Origin of the sequence: Mesomycoplasma ovipneumoniae ATCC 29419, assembly GCF_028885435.1 — a bacterium.
Taxonomy (GTDB): Bacteria; Bacillota_I; Bacilli_A; order Mycoplasmatales; family Metamycoplasmataceae; genus Mesomycoplasma; species Mesomycoplasma ovipneumoniae.
This window is the reverse complement of record NZ_CP118522.1, coordinates 785,733-801,208: the sequence shown is the minus strand read 5'-3', so window position 1 is coordinate 801,208 and position 15,476 is coordinate 785,733. Positions and strand designations below refer to the sequence as shown.

Genomic DNA, 15,476 nt, shown 5'->3' with positions numbered 1-15,476 from the left:
AATATTAAATTTATAAAAATTAAGGTTGAATCATAAAATGTGAGACAAACCTTAATGAAATATAAAAAAATGTGCTAAATTTACTTTATAATTGTGTTTGAAAATAATTTTTTCGGAGTTTTACCCCTTGATTTTATAAATTTTTTTAATAGTATAAAAATTTATAAAATTTATATAATTTTTTTTATTTTTTTAGTATAATTAAATTATTATGAGTGTACTTACTATTTCGAAAAATTTTAAATTAACGCATATTGAAAAACTAATAATTCGTTTCATAGAAACAAAACCACAAAAATTTGTGGAACTGACAATTAATGAACTTGCTGCAATTTTATTTATTAGCGTCGGAACAATTACTCAATTAACTAAAAAGCTTGGTTTTAACAATTTTAAAGAACTAAAAAAATTCGTAATTGAATGACTAAAAATTGATAAAGATAACAATTTATACAATGAAAATGATGAAATTGAGAACATAAATCTTCTTTATGCTCACAGTATTGAAAAAACTTTGGCAATTTTAGATGTTAATCAAATCAATCGAATTGCTAATTTGATGTTAAAAATGGATAAAATTATTGTTTTTGGTGCTGGCGCATCCTTAATTGCCGCAACTGAATTTACACATAATTTAAGAAATTTACACTTAAATGCTTTTAGGGCAAATTCAATCACTGATATTGCTGCCTGAGTTGATTCACCTATGAATACTTGTTTATTTATTTTTTCAACTTCTATGACTTCAAAAAGTGCACTTGCGATTGCTAAACTATTAAAGCAACAACAAATTTATACTATTTTTATTACTTCTAATATTTCACTCGAGCCGACTCAATATTCAGAAGTTGTTTATGTTGATAATTTAGAGCAAAATAATAGTCTTTTTTCAATAGGTGCAAAAATATCCCAACTTTTTGTGGCAGACTTATTAACTACAAAACTTCAAAGAGAACTCAACGTTAACCGCTCAGATTTATATACCGAATTTATGCGTGTTTGACATAGAAAAACTAAATTTGACTAATTTTTGTACGCTGTTCTTTGAATAATTCTTTTGCATTTTCAATGTCTTGATTTTTCAAGACATTGTTTTTTTGTGAATAAATAAGGCGAATCTGTTTGATAATTTCAAGGAAACCTGAATGTGTATTTGGCTGTTCAAAAAAATGAACTTTTCCGGTTGTACTATCAAATTCTATATGAATTATGACCGGAAATTTTATATTTTCTTTTATATTAACAAAATAGCCAAGATAAATCCCTGGAGCAGGACAGATTGATGCTGGATCTCAAGTAAAATTTCCTTCTGGGCTAATGGTCGTGCTAACTAAAAAATTTGAAGCTAAAAATTTGTTTAGATTTTCAAAGTCGCCAAATTCAAGAAAAAGTTTTAAATTTTTTGTTGAAATTTTTTTGTTGTTTTCGGCTAAGTGATCAATAATTTTAGTTTTGGGGAAGAAATTTTGCAATTTCTTTGAATTTCAACTAGCGTTTTTGCCAAAACTAAAATTTTTGCCAACAACAAAAAATTTAGCACCATAATTTAAAAAAATTTCAATAAATTCTTGACCATCAAGTTCTTGCATTTTGGAGTCGAAGTCAAAAATTAGAATATTTTCAACTCCAGAATTAGCCATCATTTGAATACGGGCATCAAGATCAGTGAAATTTTTGCCCGTATTTTTTGGTAGTTTTGATGGATCTCTAATCAGCATTAAGATAACATTTTGCCCTAAAATTGTTGCATTTTTAAGAAGTTCAAGGTGACCTAAATGAAATGATTCAAATCCGCCTAGAACAAAAATAGGATCAGCAAAATCAAATTTTGAGCTTGGATAATAAAAGACTTTTGTCATTTTAATCAATTATGTTTAATTCTATTGCTTTAAGGTAAACGCCAAAAGAATCAACAGGTGGGGCAATATCTTTTGCAGCTTCTTTTACTTCTGGAACTGTTGAGTTTTCCATTGCAACACCGAAGCCAACATTTTTTAGCATTTTTGTGTCATTTCGTGAATCACCAAAGGCAATAATTTCGTGAATTTCAACATTATGCATTTTTGCAAGAATCTCTAAAGTCTGCATTTTGTCAACATTTTTTGCTCCAATGAAAAATCCTCATGATCATCTTGAGCTGACGCTAACATTTAGATTATTTTTTTCGGCAAATTCTTCAAATTTTAACTGTATTTCAGAAGTTGTGTCTTGATCATCAACAACTGTAAAAATGTGGAAATTATTCTTAAAATTACACATTTTTAATGGTTTCATTCGATCAAAATATGGACTTAAAAACTTTGAAGAGTGTTTGGGAAAGTAATTTGAGGTATAAATTCACTCAGTGTCCATAATTATGTAGCGAATTTTGTGCTGATCGAAAAACTCAACAATTTTTAAAAAATCACTGATTTTAATAGGATTTTCATAAATCATTTGCTTTTTTTTGAAATCAAAAATGAAAGCACCGTTGGCTCCAATGAAGTAATCAACATTTTTTGCATTAATTAATTCCCCAATTGTCACAAAATCACGCCCAGTTACAAAAGTTGTGATAATATTTTTCTCTTTTAATTTTGAAAAAAGTAAGTTTATTTTTTCAGGAATTTCTTGACCACCATGAGGCACAATTGTATCATCAATATCTGTTGCAAAAATTTTAAATTTATTCATTATAAGCCTAAATTTGTATTAAGTTTTTAACTTTGTTACCAAAAATTTTTTTTGGTATTAGTTCATTATTAATTATTTTGCCAAAACCAACTAAATGTTCATCAAAAACAAGTTGAATAAATTCGCTGTCTTTGGTAAAATAATTAATTTTCTTACCATTCAAAAGTTCAATAAGTTGATCTGAATTGACTAAAATTTGTGGAAAATCAAGGAAATTCTGTATTTTTAAAGCCAAATTAACAAATGAAAAATCAAAATTACCGATTTTAACACGCTCTAATTCGGACAAATATCCACCGGTTTTTAGCATTTTACCTAAATCATTAGCCAGTGAACGGATATAACAACCTTTTGAAACTTCTCAGAGTATTGTTGCGATTTGTTTTTTTTCATTAAATTCTAATAAAATGGTTTTAGATATTTTTATTTTAATAGGCGCTAATTCTATATCTTTACCATTTCGCGCATATTCATAAGCACGTTTTCCGCTAATTTTTTTACTTGAAAAAATCGGCGGGACCTGTAATTCTTGCTGCTCTAATTCTAGCAATTTGGACTCGAGTGCTGTTTTTGTTACTCAAGTTGCAGATTTACAGGCAAAAATTTCCCCATCTACATCAAAAGTTGTTGAATAAAAACCGAAATTAACTTGCGCAATGTAAGTTTTGTTTTCTTGATCTAAATAAGGCAATAATTTTGTATCATCATCAGTAGCGACTAATAACAGACCAGATGCAAAAGGATCGAGAGTTCCTGAGTGACCTGCTTTTTTGATTGAGTTTATTTTTGCTCATTTTCTTAAAAAAGTCGCAGAACTAATATTTTTTGGCTTATAAAGGAATGTAACCATTGCTATAAAAATAAAAAAATCAACTAAAAGTTGATCTTAAGCTGGTGCGCAAGAAGGGACTTGAACCCTTACGCCCGAAGGCACTAGAGCCTAAATCTAGCGTGTCTGCCATTTCACCACTTGCGCGCATAACTTAGAAACTCTATCTAAAAAGATGGTGCCACTTATAGGAATCGAACCTACGACCTTTCGCTTACAAGGCGACTGCTCTGCCTGCTGAGCTAAAGTGGCTAATGGTGGAAGATAAGGGACTTGAACCCCTGACCTTCGCCTTGTAAGGGCGTTGCTCTCCCAGCTGAGCTAATCTTCCAATCTTTGGTGACCCGTACGGGACTCGAACCCGTGAATCCATGGATGAAAACCATGTGTGTTAACCGCTTCACCAACGGGCCAATGGCGCCGATTGCGGGGATCGAACCTGCGACCAACTGGTTAACAGCCAGCTGCTCTACCGCTGAGCTAAATCGGCAAAATAAAACCAAAAGTAATTATACTATAAAATTTTATTTTAACAAGAAAATTTTTAAAATTTTTTTCTTGTTAATGTTTATCATTGATTGCTCGGAAATTTATAACTTTACGATTCTTATAAAATCCACAAAATTGACAAACATGATGTTGTAATTGTTTATTAGAACAATTGCTGCAATTCACAAGGTTTGGCAGTGTTAATGCCGAATGAGAATTTCGCTTATGTTTTCTTTGCTTGGAGGTTTTTCGTTTCGGAACTATAGCCATTTTTTTCCTTTAAAAATAGAAGAAATTATTTGTAAAATTTATCTATTTCCTGACAAACCTTGTCAGTTCCAGTTACTCTGTAAGTAATTTTCTGGCGATTATTAATTATAACATAATCTTTTAATTTTATTGAAAAAATTTCTGGAATTTTTTTAATAACGTCTAAATAAGTGTCAGGAATATCATTTTTATCTAAAGATAGCGTAATATCTCGATATTTAAGTTGCGAATTATCGTATGGCTCGAACTTAACAAGTTTATTTTTCTGTTCAAGATCAATTTTTGAAACGATTATTTCAAGAAAATTGATATTTTGGTAGTCATATTTTTCATCTATTTGTCCAACTCAGCCAACTAAAACATTATTTCAATAAATAAATTGGGACACTGAAGGATTTAGAAATTCAGATTTGGCCGGTTTGAAACTAAAGTTATCACTGTATAAAATTTTCAAATGATCTTTTAGAGTCTCAAAATTATAAACTGTCGAAGCCATAGCAAAAACTTGATGTTTCTCAGAGACACTACCTGTTTCATAAAGACTAATATCATTCATTTTTCGCTTAACATTATATTTTATAATTTTTGCTAACTGTCAGGCGAGCGAATATCTAATTGTTGTATGTTCTTGGGATGTATAAGTTGATAAGGTTTGTGTTTTTAAATTTAATGGATTAAAATTTTCTGACTGAGAAATTAAAAGGAATGAATTAGCTTCAAAATAACCTAAAGTTTTTAGCTGGATTGGCTTTGGATCAACGACAAAAATTGACCGTTCTACTTTAGCTAATTTTTTGTTTCCTAATTTTTCAAGTCCATAAAATCTAAGAAAATCAGCAGAATAATCGGCAAAAAATTCAATGTCAACACGATAAAATGGCGCTAAAAAACTCTGAGAATTAAAATTATAATAGATTTTCTGAAGAATTAAGTTAATTTTTTCAAAATCTTTTTCTCCAAGTTCAATTCCTAAAATATTTTGGACTTCTTCAAGTCCAAAATTAATGCTAGGCGCTTTATTAAATTGATTTTTGTCAAAATTAATTGGCGCAGAAAAATTAATTCCGTGTTTTTCAAGGAAAAATTCTAAAAAAATCAAGCTTAAAAGTGTTGTTCCTTGACTATAATTTTTTGCGAGTTGTCTTGCTGAGGGGCTGCTTAAATTAAAATTATGATTAATTTGCCTAATTTTTGCTGAGTCAAACTTAGGCATTATTAAGTATAAATTTTGATCTTTTTCTATTGGTTTTTGAAATATTTCAGGAATTAGTATTAATTCATCATTGTTTCAAAATTGGAAAGTGGAAAATGAATTTTGAATTTCCGGTAATTTTGTTTCTTGATAAGTTAATTTAATTTGGTTTTGATTTTTATTTGTTTGTAAAAAATAAGATGGCTGACCTGTGTAAATTAAGACAAAATTAGCAAAATTTTGGCTTAAATCAGTAATTTTAACACCTGATTTTAAAAGTAAAAAAATATCTACTAAGGCAAGATTAGGAACTTTTTCAATCTCAATAGCAGCAACTTTTGACTCATTTTTTTCAACAATGATCTCTAAATTTGACTTGCTTTTGCTGTCAAAATTTAGTTTGTCAAACTCCAAATCCAATTTTGTGCCAAAAAAAGCAGCAAGTTCAATTGCTATTACTAAATAAGAATTTGCATCAGGCCTGTTTCATAAAAGTTTGATATCTAAAATTAGGTCAGATAATTCTAAAATTTCAAGCGGATTTTGTTCTAGATCAAAAATTGGATCAAAAACAAGCACTCCTTGGTCAAGTTCTGGGCTTAAAAGTTTAGTGCTAAAACCTAATTCACTAGCTGAAACTAGCATTCCTTCGGAAATGTAACCGCGCAATTTTTTAGCTTCAAAAGTTATTTTTCCATTTGTTGAACCAGGAACAAACGCTAAAACTTGCTTGTCTTTTTGGACATTTTTTGCTGCAGTTTGAATTTGTCTTATTTTGTCATCAAATTGAACTTGACAAATCTGTAAATTGTCAGCATTTTCATTTTTTTTAACTTCAAGAATATTTCCAAATTTTACGCCGGAAATTTCGTTTAGTTTTGAAATTTTATCAACTTCAAAACTAAGACTAATCAAAGCATCAACCACTTTTTCGTCGCTAATATGATCAATATTAGCTATTTTTTTTAATCTTCTTAATGAAAAAAGCATTTTTTTTTACCTATCAAAATTGTTTTAAAAAACGTAAATCATTTTTATAAAATTCACGAATATCACTTATTCCGAATTTAATAGCAGCTAGTCTTTCAATCCCAATTCCAGCAGCAATTCCGTAAATATTTTTATCAGTAAATCCGGCATTTTTCATAACTTTCGGGTGTAAAAGTCCACATCCTAAAACCTCAATTCAACGCCCTTGATAAAAAATATCTACTTCAAAAGAAGGTTGCGTAAATGGGAAATATGATGGCCGAAAACGGGTTTCTAATTTTGTTTCAAAGACAAATTCAAGCAAATCACTAAGCAACCCTTTAAGATGTGAGACGGTGTATTTTCCGGTTGCAACTAAATCTAATTGATTAAATTGATGGGAATGAGTTGAGTCTTCTTCGTCGTTTCGGAAAACTTTTCCAAAAGAAAAAAAAGCTCGTTCTTGATTAGGATATTTTGCAATTGCTTCAATTGAAACACCAGTTTTATGAGTTGCCAACAAATTTTCGTTATCAAAAACAAGACTTTGAGTTGGGTCAAAAGCAGGGTGAGATTTGTCAATATTTAGCTTTACAAAATTTTTCTCAAAAGTTGTCAGTTCATCAGATTTAATGTGTTCAAAACCGTAGATAGATAAAAAATCAGTAATTCTTTTAGTTAAAAGTGATATTAAATTAAGTGAGTTTGGCATGATCTAAGAGTTTTAAGTTTTAAAATATTAAAATAGAAAGAGATTTAAATTAAATAAGGTAAAATTATAGCATAACTTACTTAAACAAAAGCAAAATTTTATTTACTTTTTTAGCAAATAAAGCAAAAAAGTTGCTAATTTTCTTATTTTATGTTTAAAAATCAATTTGCTTTTATTTTTAAACATAAAATTAATAATAATAGCACTTCTATGCCAAAAAGCCAAAATATGCTATAATTTATTAATTTATTAAAATTTAGGAGTGGACTATGAATTCATCAAGTTTAGCAACCAAAATTAAAAAAAATAAAAGAAAAGTATTAATTTTGTCATCATTTTTCACAGGATTAGCTTTTGTTGGAATAACAGTCGGAATTAGTTTTACATTTAAATATAACGGAAAACATCCGCGTGAAGAAGTGCAGCAATTTGTAAAGAAAGTAAAATATGTTGCATTTAATCCTGAAAAAATAAGCAAAAATAGCGATTTTTCTGCAATCAAAAGTTTATTATTTGACGGAAATGCTCTTAAAAACACGATTAAACTTGATGAGTATTTGATTCCTTATTATTTTAGTGAAGATTCAAATCAACTTGTTAAATTTGAACAGCAAAATGAAAAAACTAGTTTGCCAATTTTAGACTTTGTTGATTTAAATTTTGATGATTTAAATCAAAATTTTATTATTAAATTTAGAGCAAGACAACAAATAACTGACCAAAATTTTGCACAGTCAGATTTTGTTTTATATCCTGTTTCTTTTTATGACTCAAGAAAGTTTTTAAAAGCAGATTTTAACTTTGCACTGCAAAAAATTACAAAAAAAATAGAAGATGCAGTCTCAAATTTTAATACGACAATATCGAATTTTTCTGAGGAAAATTCGAATTTAGCGCAAAATAATTTATACCGTGCTTCAGATTTTGCCGCTAAAATTAATTCTAGTCAAGATTCTTCACAAGTTGAAAACAATTTAGGGCAAATTTTTCCAAAACTTACGGATTTAATTTCTTCTGTTAAAAATTCAAAAGAAAATTTAATTCCTGACACAAATGCCCAAATTTTTGATATAAATTTTGCAAAAGATGCCACAACCAACCAATTTGTTAGCGTTCAAAACAATATTGCAACAATGTTTTTGCAGGCTAGTTTGACTCAGTCAGCGCTTGATCAATTAGGCAATAATTTTGAAAATAATGGAAATAAAATTATCAATATAAACCTTGAATCCAAAGATAAAAAATCAATATTTTTGGATGTTAATGATTTTTTTGCAAATCTCAAATTAAAACCGTTAATTTATAATACAGAGGAAAAAGATAATAAACTTCTCATAAGCAAGCAAAATCCTTTTGATTTTTTTGCAAAAATAAAGTTTGAATCCAACCCTTTTTTAAAAAATTCAAGCATTAAAGACTTGATAAACCCGTTGTTAGCTGAAAATTTATCTTTAGATTTTGGTAATTTTAATAATTCAATCCCTTCAGATAAGCAAGGTATTGATTTTATTTTCGACACACCAAATGCAAAGCTAATAAATGACAATGGAAAATATATTATCGAATTACCGTATAAAATTGTCTTAAATGAGTCTTTTTTTGATAATAATTCAAACGAAATTATTAATGAAAAGGAATTAATTTTAAGAATTGAAGGTTTTGGTTTGCCTATAAATTCTAATGTTTCTCCTGGAAGTGGTTTTGGTAATTTTTCTATTCCTGGAACACAAAAAGGGATAATTTATCAACAAAATCCACTTTTTGACAATAAAAGTGCTAATTTAGCGCAATTTATTTCAACTTTTGGCGAACCTGTTTTTGCAAAAGTCCCGTTAAATAAAGAAGAATTAGACAATTTATTAGTAAAACAGGATTATAAAGCCTTGGCCGAAAAATTGAGTTTGCCTTCATCTTATAATTATAATTTTGATAATTTTGAGGCAAAAGTTAGATCTTGATCAGGCAAAACTTTGATTCCTAACTTAGACGATATTTCCCGTTTTAAAAAGTTTGAAACAACAACTAGTATAAATTCCTCAAATTCATCTGCAAATTTGGCAGTTAGTTCTTTGGTTTCAAATACTTTTTTTCAAAATCCATCTGATGTAGCTGCTTTTTTTGCAAACTATATTCAACAGGAACCGAATAAAATTGCTAAAACATTTTTTGAATTAGCTAAGTATTTTGGACTTCTTAATCAAAATCGCTCTTCTTTGCAACTTTTTGACGATGATTTGCAGGAAGATATCTTTAAAAAAGCAGCAAAAATTAATCTTGATAATAAAAATGTTCAAGTTTTAAGCTTTAATAATCATTTTGAAGATGTTCTTAATCAAGGCTTTTTTTCAACATTATTTTTACCCGAATCGATTAAAACTCAAATTGGTGATTTGAAAGAAAAATCAACTTCAGATGTTTTAGCAACATTGAAAGATCAAGAAATTTTTAAGGAATCTAACACTAATTTTGACCTTAATCAAATAAGGGAAAATTACAAACAAAGTGTTAAATTTTCTACTCTTGCTGATGTTTTATTAGCTTTTTATTTAAAAGCAGCCCAGTTGAGTAATTTTTTGGCATGAGAAAAAATAGATTCAAATTTAAATTATGAAATAGTTTTTAAAAAAGGCAATGAAATTTCAAAGCTAACTCTTGATCAAGAAGTTAAAAAAATAACAGAGACACCTAAACCCGAACAAGAAAGTGATGGACAGACTGGGCAGACTGAATCAACTGAATCGACTGAACAGACTCAAGGAGCTGAACAAACTGTACAGGCTGAACAGTCTGAAGGGACTCAACAGTCTCAGCAGCCCCAGGAATCTCCGCAAAATTTACCAAATAATCCAAATTATGAATATTTAACGCTAAATTTTTATTACAATATTGGTGACGGAAATACTAACAAATTTTCTCTTCAAACACCTGTTAGAAAAATTTTGATTAATTTATCGACCGAAAAAATTGATCCAAAAGTTTCAAATCAAGAAAAACTTAATTCTCTAGTGGACTCAATTCCTTCTGAATTATTGAATTTTGAAGTAAATGATGATATATTTGACACAATTTCTCAACCCCAAACTAGTACAACTGGACAGGGAAATAATCAAACTTCAGGAACTTCATCATTAGAAACCAATCTTAGTGATTTGAAAAAAACTAAAGAATATTTTTCAAAACCATTAGGAAATGACCAACTAAAATTTGATATATTTCCTAGTTTTGAAAACTCAATAAAAACAGATACAATAAATTTTTTACTAACAGTTTCTATTCTTGATAAAAATTCTCAAGCGCAAAATTCTGGCCAAAATAATACAAATCAAGCCGAAGTTTTAGTTTCGCGCAATTTAAAAATTTCAGTAAAAAAATCAAATAGTTCTCAGCCATCCACTTCAAATCAACAAACAAACTAACGAGGTCAAAATGAAAAAGTTCTTCAATTTTAAGCATTTTTCAAGTAAAACATCAAATATAGTTATCGGAATTTCATCTTTAACAATAGTTAGCGGGCTTGCTATTTCAATTCCCTTAGGAATTTATTCTTATAATCGTTCTTACTATCAAAAATTAAATGAAGAAATTCAAACATTGAGTTTAGATCAAGAACAAAATCCTTTTAAAAATGGGCTAGCTGGTTTGTTTGATAATTTGACAGTTAAAGACAATTTTAAAAATTTAACCGCATTTACCGCACTAAATTTGGCAAAAAGCAAAATTTATAATTTTGACCTTTTATCATTAATAGATCTTGATAAATTATATGAAAATGAATATCAAATTACTTATGATTTGATAAATGCGCAAGTTAGTGGAAATTCGATAAAAAATATTGTCTTATTTTTAAAATCAAAAAATGACAATCAAATTTTTTCAAAAGCAATTGATATCAAAAATTTTGCTGATGAAAATAAAGTTGTTGATTTTTCAAAATTTGAAATTGATGAAAAAAAGTCATCAATTAATATATATTCAAAAAATTTAATTAGTTTTTCTGAGTTTAAATCTAAAATTCAAGCTAGTTTTAGCGTTGCTCAAGCCACAGAAAACCAAAAATTTATTGCATTTGAAAAAGCACTTTTAGCACTCAAAGGAAGTTATAATTTTATAAATAGTTTAGGAAATCCGTCCTTTATTCGCAATGGTTTGACTCTTGAACCGACAATTGTTGACAATAATCTTAGTTTTTTTTCTGAAGCTGGCAAAAATTACCTTAATTTTGACTTAATTGATGGCGATAAAAAAACACCAATTCAGCTTGAAATAAAAGGAATTGCTACCGATCAAGAAATTGAATCAGAAATAAAATCCTGAATAAATGATGAGTTAATTCCTGAAATAAAATTAAAACCTGAAGTCCAGCAAAATCTTGTTAGCAAAAATTTATCGCTTGGATCATATTTGTATTCAACTCAAGATGAAACAAACAGCTCACTACCAAAAAAATTTTCAGAATTATTTAATTACACCAGCAATGAATTTAGTCTAAATACTAATAAATTAAAAAATTACATCATAAATATAGATATTATTCTTAAAGATTTGTCTGAAATTAGTGAACAAGATCGCCTAAATTTAATTAAAGACGGAAAAGTTCGCTTAAGTTTAAGTGGAACCTTAACAAAAAGAGACCAACAAAAATTTATAAAAGTTTTAGATTTTAAATTGGACACTGATATCAAACCTGATCTAAACGAATTTTCACGTATTTTTGCAAAGAATTTACCTCAAACTAAATTACAAGATTTTTCTTTACCAAAAGCTTTAAATACTCCGGCGCTTAGTTCGGATAAATTGGTTCAAATATTTAATGAAATTAAGGAATCATCTAGTCGAATTGACACCAAAAATCCTGATGAAAAATTAGTTAGTCAGCTTTATTTGCTTGATTTTGGTAAAAATCCAACCAAAGATTCGCTTGAAGAGTATAAAAATGAGTTAATAGAAATTTCAGAAAGTTCAAAATCCCAAGCAATTCAAGCCCAAACTTTTTCAGATTCAGCTGAAGGCAAAAGTAAAAATGAACAATTAACTTTAGGAAAATCTATCTGAAAAGCTTTAAATTTACAGCATAATTTTATTTCACTTGATGTCAAACCAGAAATAAATTTTGAAAAACAAAGTGATAATTTTGTTATTGAATTTTCACTGGTTTCCACTAAAAACAACGAAAAATTGGCCTCTTCAAAAATCCAAATTAATAATGTTTTAAGTTCACAACAAAGCGCCTTTGATGTTGCTTCCAAATTTTATCCAACCTTTTTCCTTGACGGGAAAGCTAGTTTTTCACAAACTTCACCAACTGAATCGCTAAAAATTCAAGACTTATCTGATAATGACATTCATTTTCAGGATAGTAATTCTATCGAAAATAAACTAACCCACAATGGTTTTGAAATCAAAAAAGCCTTTAAATTCATGGATAATTCAGCAAAAACCGAGAATACTTCTAGTTCATCTGAGTCACCAAAAACAAATCCCGCCCCATTTTCGCGAGTTAATTCAGGAGTTGTTTACCTTGCTTTTAGACCAAAAAATATTAAGGATTATAAAAGACATTATTTACTTTCAGACTCAAATGGTAGTGGACTTTTCATTCAAAAAGTTGGAAGATCTAAATATGTTGAAAAATCAAAATCAATTGAAGGAAAAATTGTAGGCGGTAAAGTAGAAATTAATTCCAATTCTTCAATAGATGCCAAACAGATTGATGCAAAAGTTGACGAATATGTTATTGGTTTTGATTTTCAACAAGTTGAAAATTTTAAATCGTATAATAATCATTTTCGCCAAGGTCAAGATTCACTACATTTAGGATTAGAATCATTTTTACCTTCTTTAAAAGAAAAACAAGCTGTTGTTCTTGGCCCTGATTCTTGAAATATAAAAAATAGGTTTTTTTCGTCAGATATAAAGGAAAATTCTGATGGTTTTCCGCCTAATTCTGAATATCGGCCATTAATGGAAATTGCAAATCGTACCGATGAAAGCCGTTTTTTTTCACAAGAATTTCGAAATTCTTCGCCATTTGTTGGCCAAAAAATTAATCCAATAATTGAACAAGACCAGGATATTCTCCTCGAAATTATTAAAACCCCTTGATCTTTTGAAATTACAGCTTATTCTTCGTCAAATAATCAACTAAATTCGCCATTTTCAGTTAGTTTAAATGCCAAAACAATTTATAATGTAAACCATTTAACTGGCGTGTGAACCCCATTTCCTAATTTTTTCAATCTTGATTGAGCTCAAATTGGTCCTAATCCTGAAAAAATGACAGCTAACCCTAGCGCAAGTGAATCAGATTTAACTCAAAGTCAAAATTCAAATGGTTCTATAATTCTTAAAGGGCTTGCTGTCTATAATAATTCTCAATTGACTAGCCCTTTAGGAAAACCAGCTCGCGAAGAAATCAAACGTTCTTTTATTAATGCATATTTAAAATAAAATCTTTGCACCTAAATTAGTAGAAAAAATTAACAAAAGTGGTGTAATCAAAATCATAGATAAAAAACTAGTTGTCTTAATTTTTTTCTACTAATTTAATCAAACTTTTATTTTAAGGTGTGTAAACTTATGAAAAAAAATAATAAAGAAATAAGAAAATTGAAAATATTTTTAATCACTTCCGGTTCAATTGTTACACCTTTAAGTGCAGTGGCCTTTCTAGTTGCTTGCCATGAAAAAGAACAACCAAAAGTAACAAAACCAAACGCTTCATTAGATAGTACAAAAGAAACAATAACTACTCCACCACAAAATAACCCGCAAAATGGCCAACAGGATTTTGCCCCTCATTTCAATCCGAATTTTATACAAAGAGGAATAGAAATTGCTAAACGCTTAAGAGAACAACAAAAACAAGAATTAGCATCTAATTTAGTAAAATTAACAGATGCGCAAGCATATGAAAAGCTAAAAAACAGAACTTTTGCAATCGCCTTCAATAGTGTTGACAAAACAGATGAGAACAATCCTGATGATGTTGTCAAATATGAGCCGACAGGAACAGGTTGATTATTAGATGCTGCTTACAATGAAAACAAGACGGAAGTAATGTTGTATATCGCTACAAATGCTCACGTTTTTGCTAGATCTTTTAACACTTTAGATTCAAAATATAAAGACACTTTCCCTGAATATTTTACTGAGCCAAACAATGCCGAAAAAGTAGATAGCTTTATTATTGGTATGCCAAAAAAAGATGCTAACATCCAAGCAATTGATAATAACTCAAGACCAGATGCAAACAATACTCCCGTTTACTTTATTAACAAGCAATTAGGAGGAGGGAGTGAGATTGGTATCGAAGGAATTTTTGATAATCCCAAAACTGTCTTTGTGGCATTAAATATTTTTGATAATCAAACAAATGAGCAACTAAAACAAACATCGGCCACATCTCCTGGTAGTCAAAAAATAAACAATGGAATTGGTAAAGATTTTGCCGTTTTTGGACTAAAAGTTAATTTAGCAAAATTAGATGAGCTCATTTTAAAAAATGATGCAAACAAGGAAAATCTTCAATTATTCAAAGAGCATATCGAAAAGGCAATTATAGACATCGAGCAAGATATTGCTAAGTTTCAGACACAACAGTATCCAAATCATGACAAAAAGACAGTACCTTATATAAGTTATGATTATACCTCAATTTATCAAAAAGATATTGTTGAGCCAGAAAAATTAGGAATTGGCAAATCTGCCATTTTATCTCCTAATACCACAAAACTTTATTTATTAGGTTATCCAAGCCTTGATGGACAACAATTTTTGATGAGAAATTATCCAAAAAACTTAACTAACAAGGCTTTTGCAATTTCCAACGATAGTTTTAGCAATGGTTTAGCGCTAAATGACATCCTCAGCCCTAACAGAAGTTATTCTTCTTTTGGCTTTATAACCTTTATTGAAAATAGTGGACTATATTATGGAGCCTCTGGGTCGCTCGTCATTAATGATTATGGCTTACCTGTTGGTATTTATTCTGCTGTTCAAACCAGAGGAGGTAATTTAGACATTAGTGGCAAAGCTGGTTATACTCCTTTTGTCCAAATTGCTGATTTTGACTCTTATGGACTAGCACACAACTTAATTGATGGTACAAATAAAAAACTGTTTCCCAAACAAGAAAAATCATATCGGCAAAACTTAAAAAAATTATCTGAAAATGAAGGCGAATTTAAAGATTTTCGCAAAACTTTACTATTTCCAGATGGCCCTTAATACTTAAAAAGCTAAAATTTTAACTTAAAAAGCAAAATTATGAAATTTTTAAACTACTTTTTTAGTTTAAAACGCTGGCAAAAATCATAAAAAAATACAACTACTATTTAAACTCA

10 protein-coding genes and 5 tRNA genes are annotated in these 15,476 nt (G+C 29.0%); 4 read left to right on the top strand and 11 right to left on the bottom strand.

Translation table 4 applies throughout. From position 1 onward, the window contains the following. The first annotated feature begins 211 nt into the window (after positions 1-211). Positions 212-1,027 (top strand): MurR/RpiR family transcriptional regulator, encoded by an 816-nt coding sequence (locus tag PWA39_RS02890; RefSeq protein ID WP_069099381.1) that lies wholly within the window; start codon positions 212-214, stop codon positions 1,025-1,027. Here PWA39_RS02890 and PWA39_RS02885 read toward each other — a convergent pair. The 11 genes from PWA39_RS02885 to PWA39_RS02835 all read right to left on the bottom strand — a co-directional run bounded on the left by PWA39_RS02885 (position 1,014) and on the right by PWA39_RS02835 (position 7,134). Next, entirely contained in the window at positions 1,014-1,859 is an 846-nt protein-coding gene (locus tag PWA39_RS02885) for an FAD synthase (protein ID WP_069099391.1), read from the bottom strand. The two genes, PWA39_RS02890 and PWA39_RS02885, sit on opposite strands and share 14 nt — an antisense overlap. Position 1,860: 1 nt before the next feature. Continuing rightward, the gene (locus PWA39_RS02880) at positions 1,861-2,673 is read right to left on the bottom strand and encodes a YcsE-related riboflavin metabolism phosphatase (RefSeq protein WP_069099380.1); all 813 of its coding nucleotides are present in this window, start codon (positions 2,671-2,673) and stop codon (positions 1,861-1,863) included. Between the two features lie 7 nt (positions 2,674-2,680). Continuing rightward, positions 2,681-3,523, bottom strand: a complete 843-nt coding sequence (gene truB, locus PWA39_RS02875) for a tRNA pseudouridine(55) synthase TruB (protein WP_069099379.1) — start codon at positions 3,521-3,523, stop codon at positions 2,681-2,683. Positions 3,524-3,565: 42 nt separating this feature from the next. After that, a tRNA-Leu gene (locus PWA39_RS02870) sits at positions 3,566-3,649 on the bottom strand. Between the two features lie 29 nt (positions 3,650-3,678). After that, a tRNA-Thr gene (locus PWA39_RS02865) sits at positions 3,679-3,754 on the bottom strand. Between the two features lie 3 nt (positions 3,755-3,757). Further along, positions 3,758-3,833: transfer RNA gene (locus PWA39_RS02860), tRNA-Val, on the bottom strand. A gap of 6 nt (positions 3,834-3,839) precedes the next feature. Further along, positions 3,840-3,915: transfer RNA gene (locus PWA39_RS02855), tRNA-Glu, on the bottom strand. 2 nt (positions 3,916-3,917) lie between these two features. Then, a tRNA-Asn gene (locus PWA39_RS02850) sits at positions 3,918-3,992 on the bottom strand. Between the two features lie 71 nt (positions 3,993-4,063). Further along, positions 4,064-4,261, bottom strand: a complete 198-nt coding sequence (rpmF, locus tag PWA39_RS02845) for a 50S ribosomal protein L32 (RefSeq protein ID WP_010320856.1) — start codon at positions 4,259-4,261, stop codon at positions 4,064-4,066. Positions 4,262-4,286: 25 nt separating this feature from the next. After that, positions 4,287-6,443 (bottom strand): phenylalanine--tRNA ligase subunit beta, encoded by a 2,157-nt coding sequence (locus PWA39_RS02840; protein ID WP_069099378.1) that lies wholly within the window; start codon positions 6,441-6,443, stop codon positions 4,287-4,289. Positions 6,444-6,453: 10 nt separating this feature from the next. Then, a complete protein-coding gene (locus PWA39_RS02835) occupies positions 6,454-7,134 on the bottom strand; it encodes a tRNA ligase subunit PheS family protein (protein ID WP_069099377.1) in 681 nt (226 codons plus the stop codon). A gap of 269 nt (positions 7,135-7,403) precedes the next feature. Here PWA39_RS02835 and PWA39_RS02830 point away from each other — a divergent pair, with 269 nt between their 5' ends. The 3 genes from PWA39_RS02830 (at position 7,404) to PWA39_RS02820 (ending at position 15,360) form a co-directional block, all read left to right on the top strand. Further along, positions 7,404-10,550 (top strand): P97 family adhesin, encoded by a 3,147-nt coding sequence (locus PWA39_RS02830; protein ID WP_069099376.1) that lies wholly within the window; start codon positions 7,404-7,406, stop codon positions 10,548-10,550. Positions 10,551-10,560: 10 nt separating this feature from the next. Beyond that, on the top strand, positions 10,561-13,581 hold the full coding sequence (locus PWA39_RS02825) for a P110/LppT family adhesin N-terminal domain (protein ID WP_069099375.1): 3,021 nt from the start codon (positions 10,561-10,563) through the stop codon (positions 13,579-13,581). Positions 13,582-13,710: 129 nt separating this feature from the next. After that, positions 13,711-15,360, top strand: coding sequence for an MIP family Ig-specific serine endopeptidase (locus PWA39_RS02820; protein WP_069099374.1), 1,650 nt, complete (start codon positions 13,711-13,713; stop codon positions 15,358-15,360). Positions 15,361-15,476 lie beyond the last annotated feature (116 nt).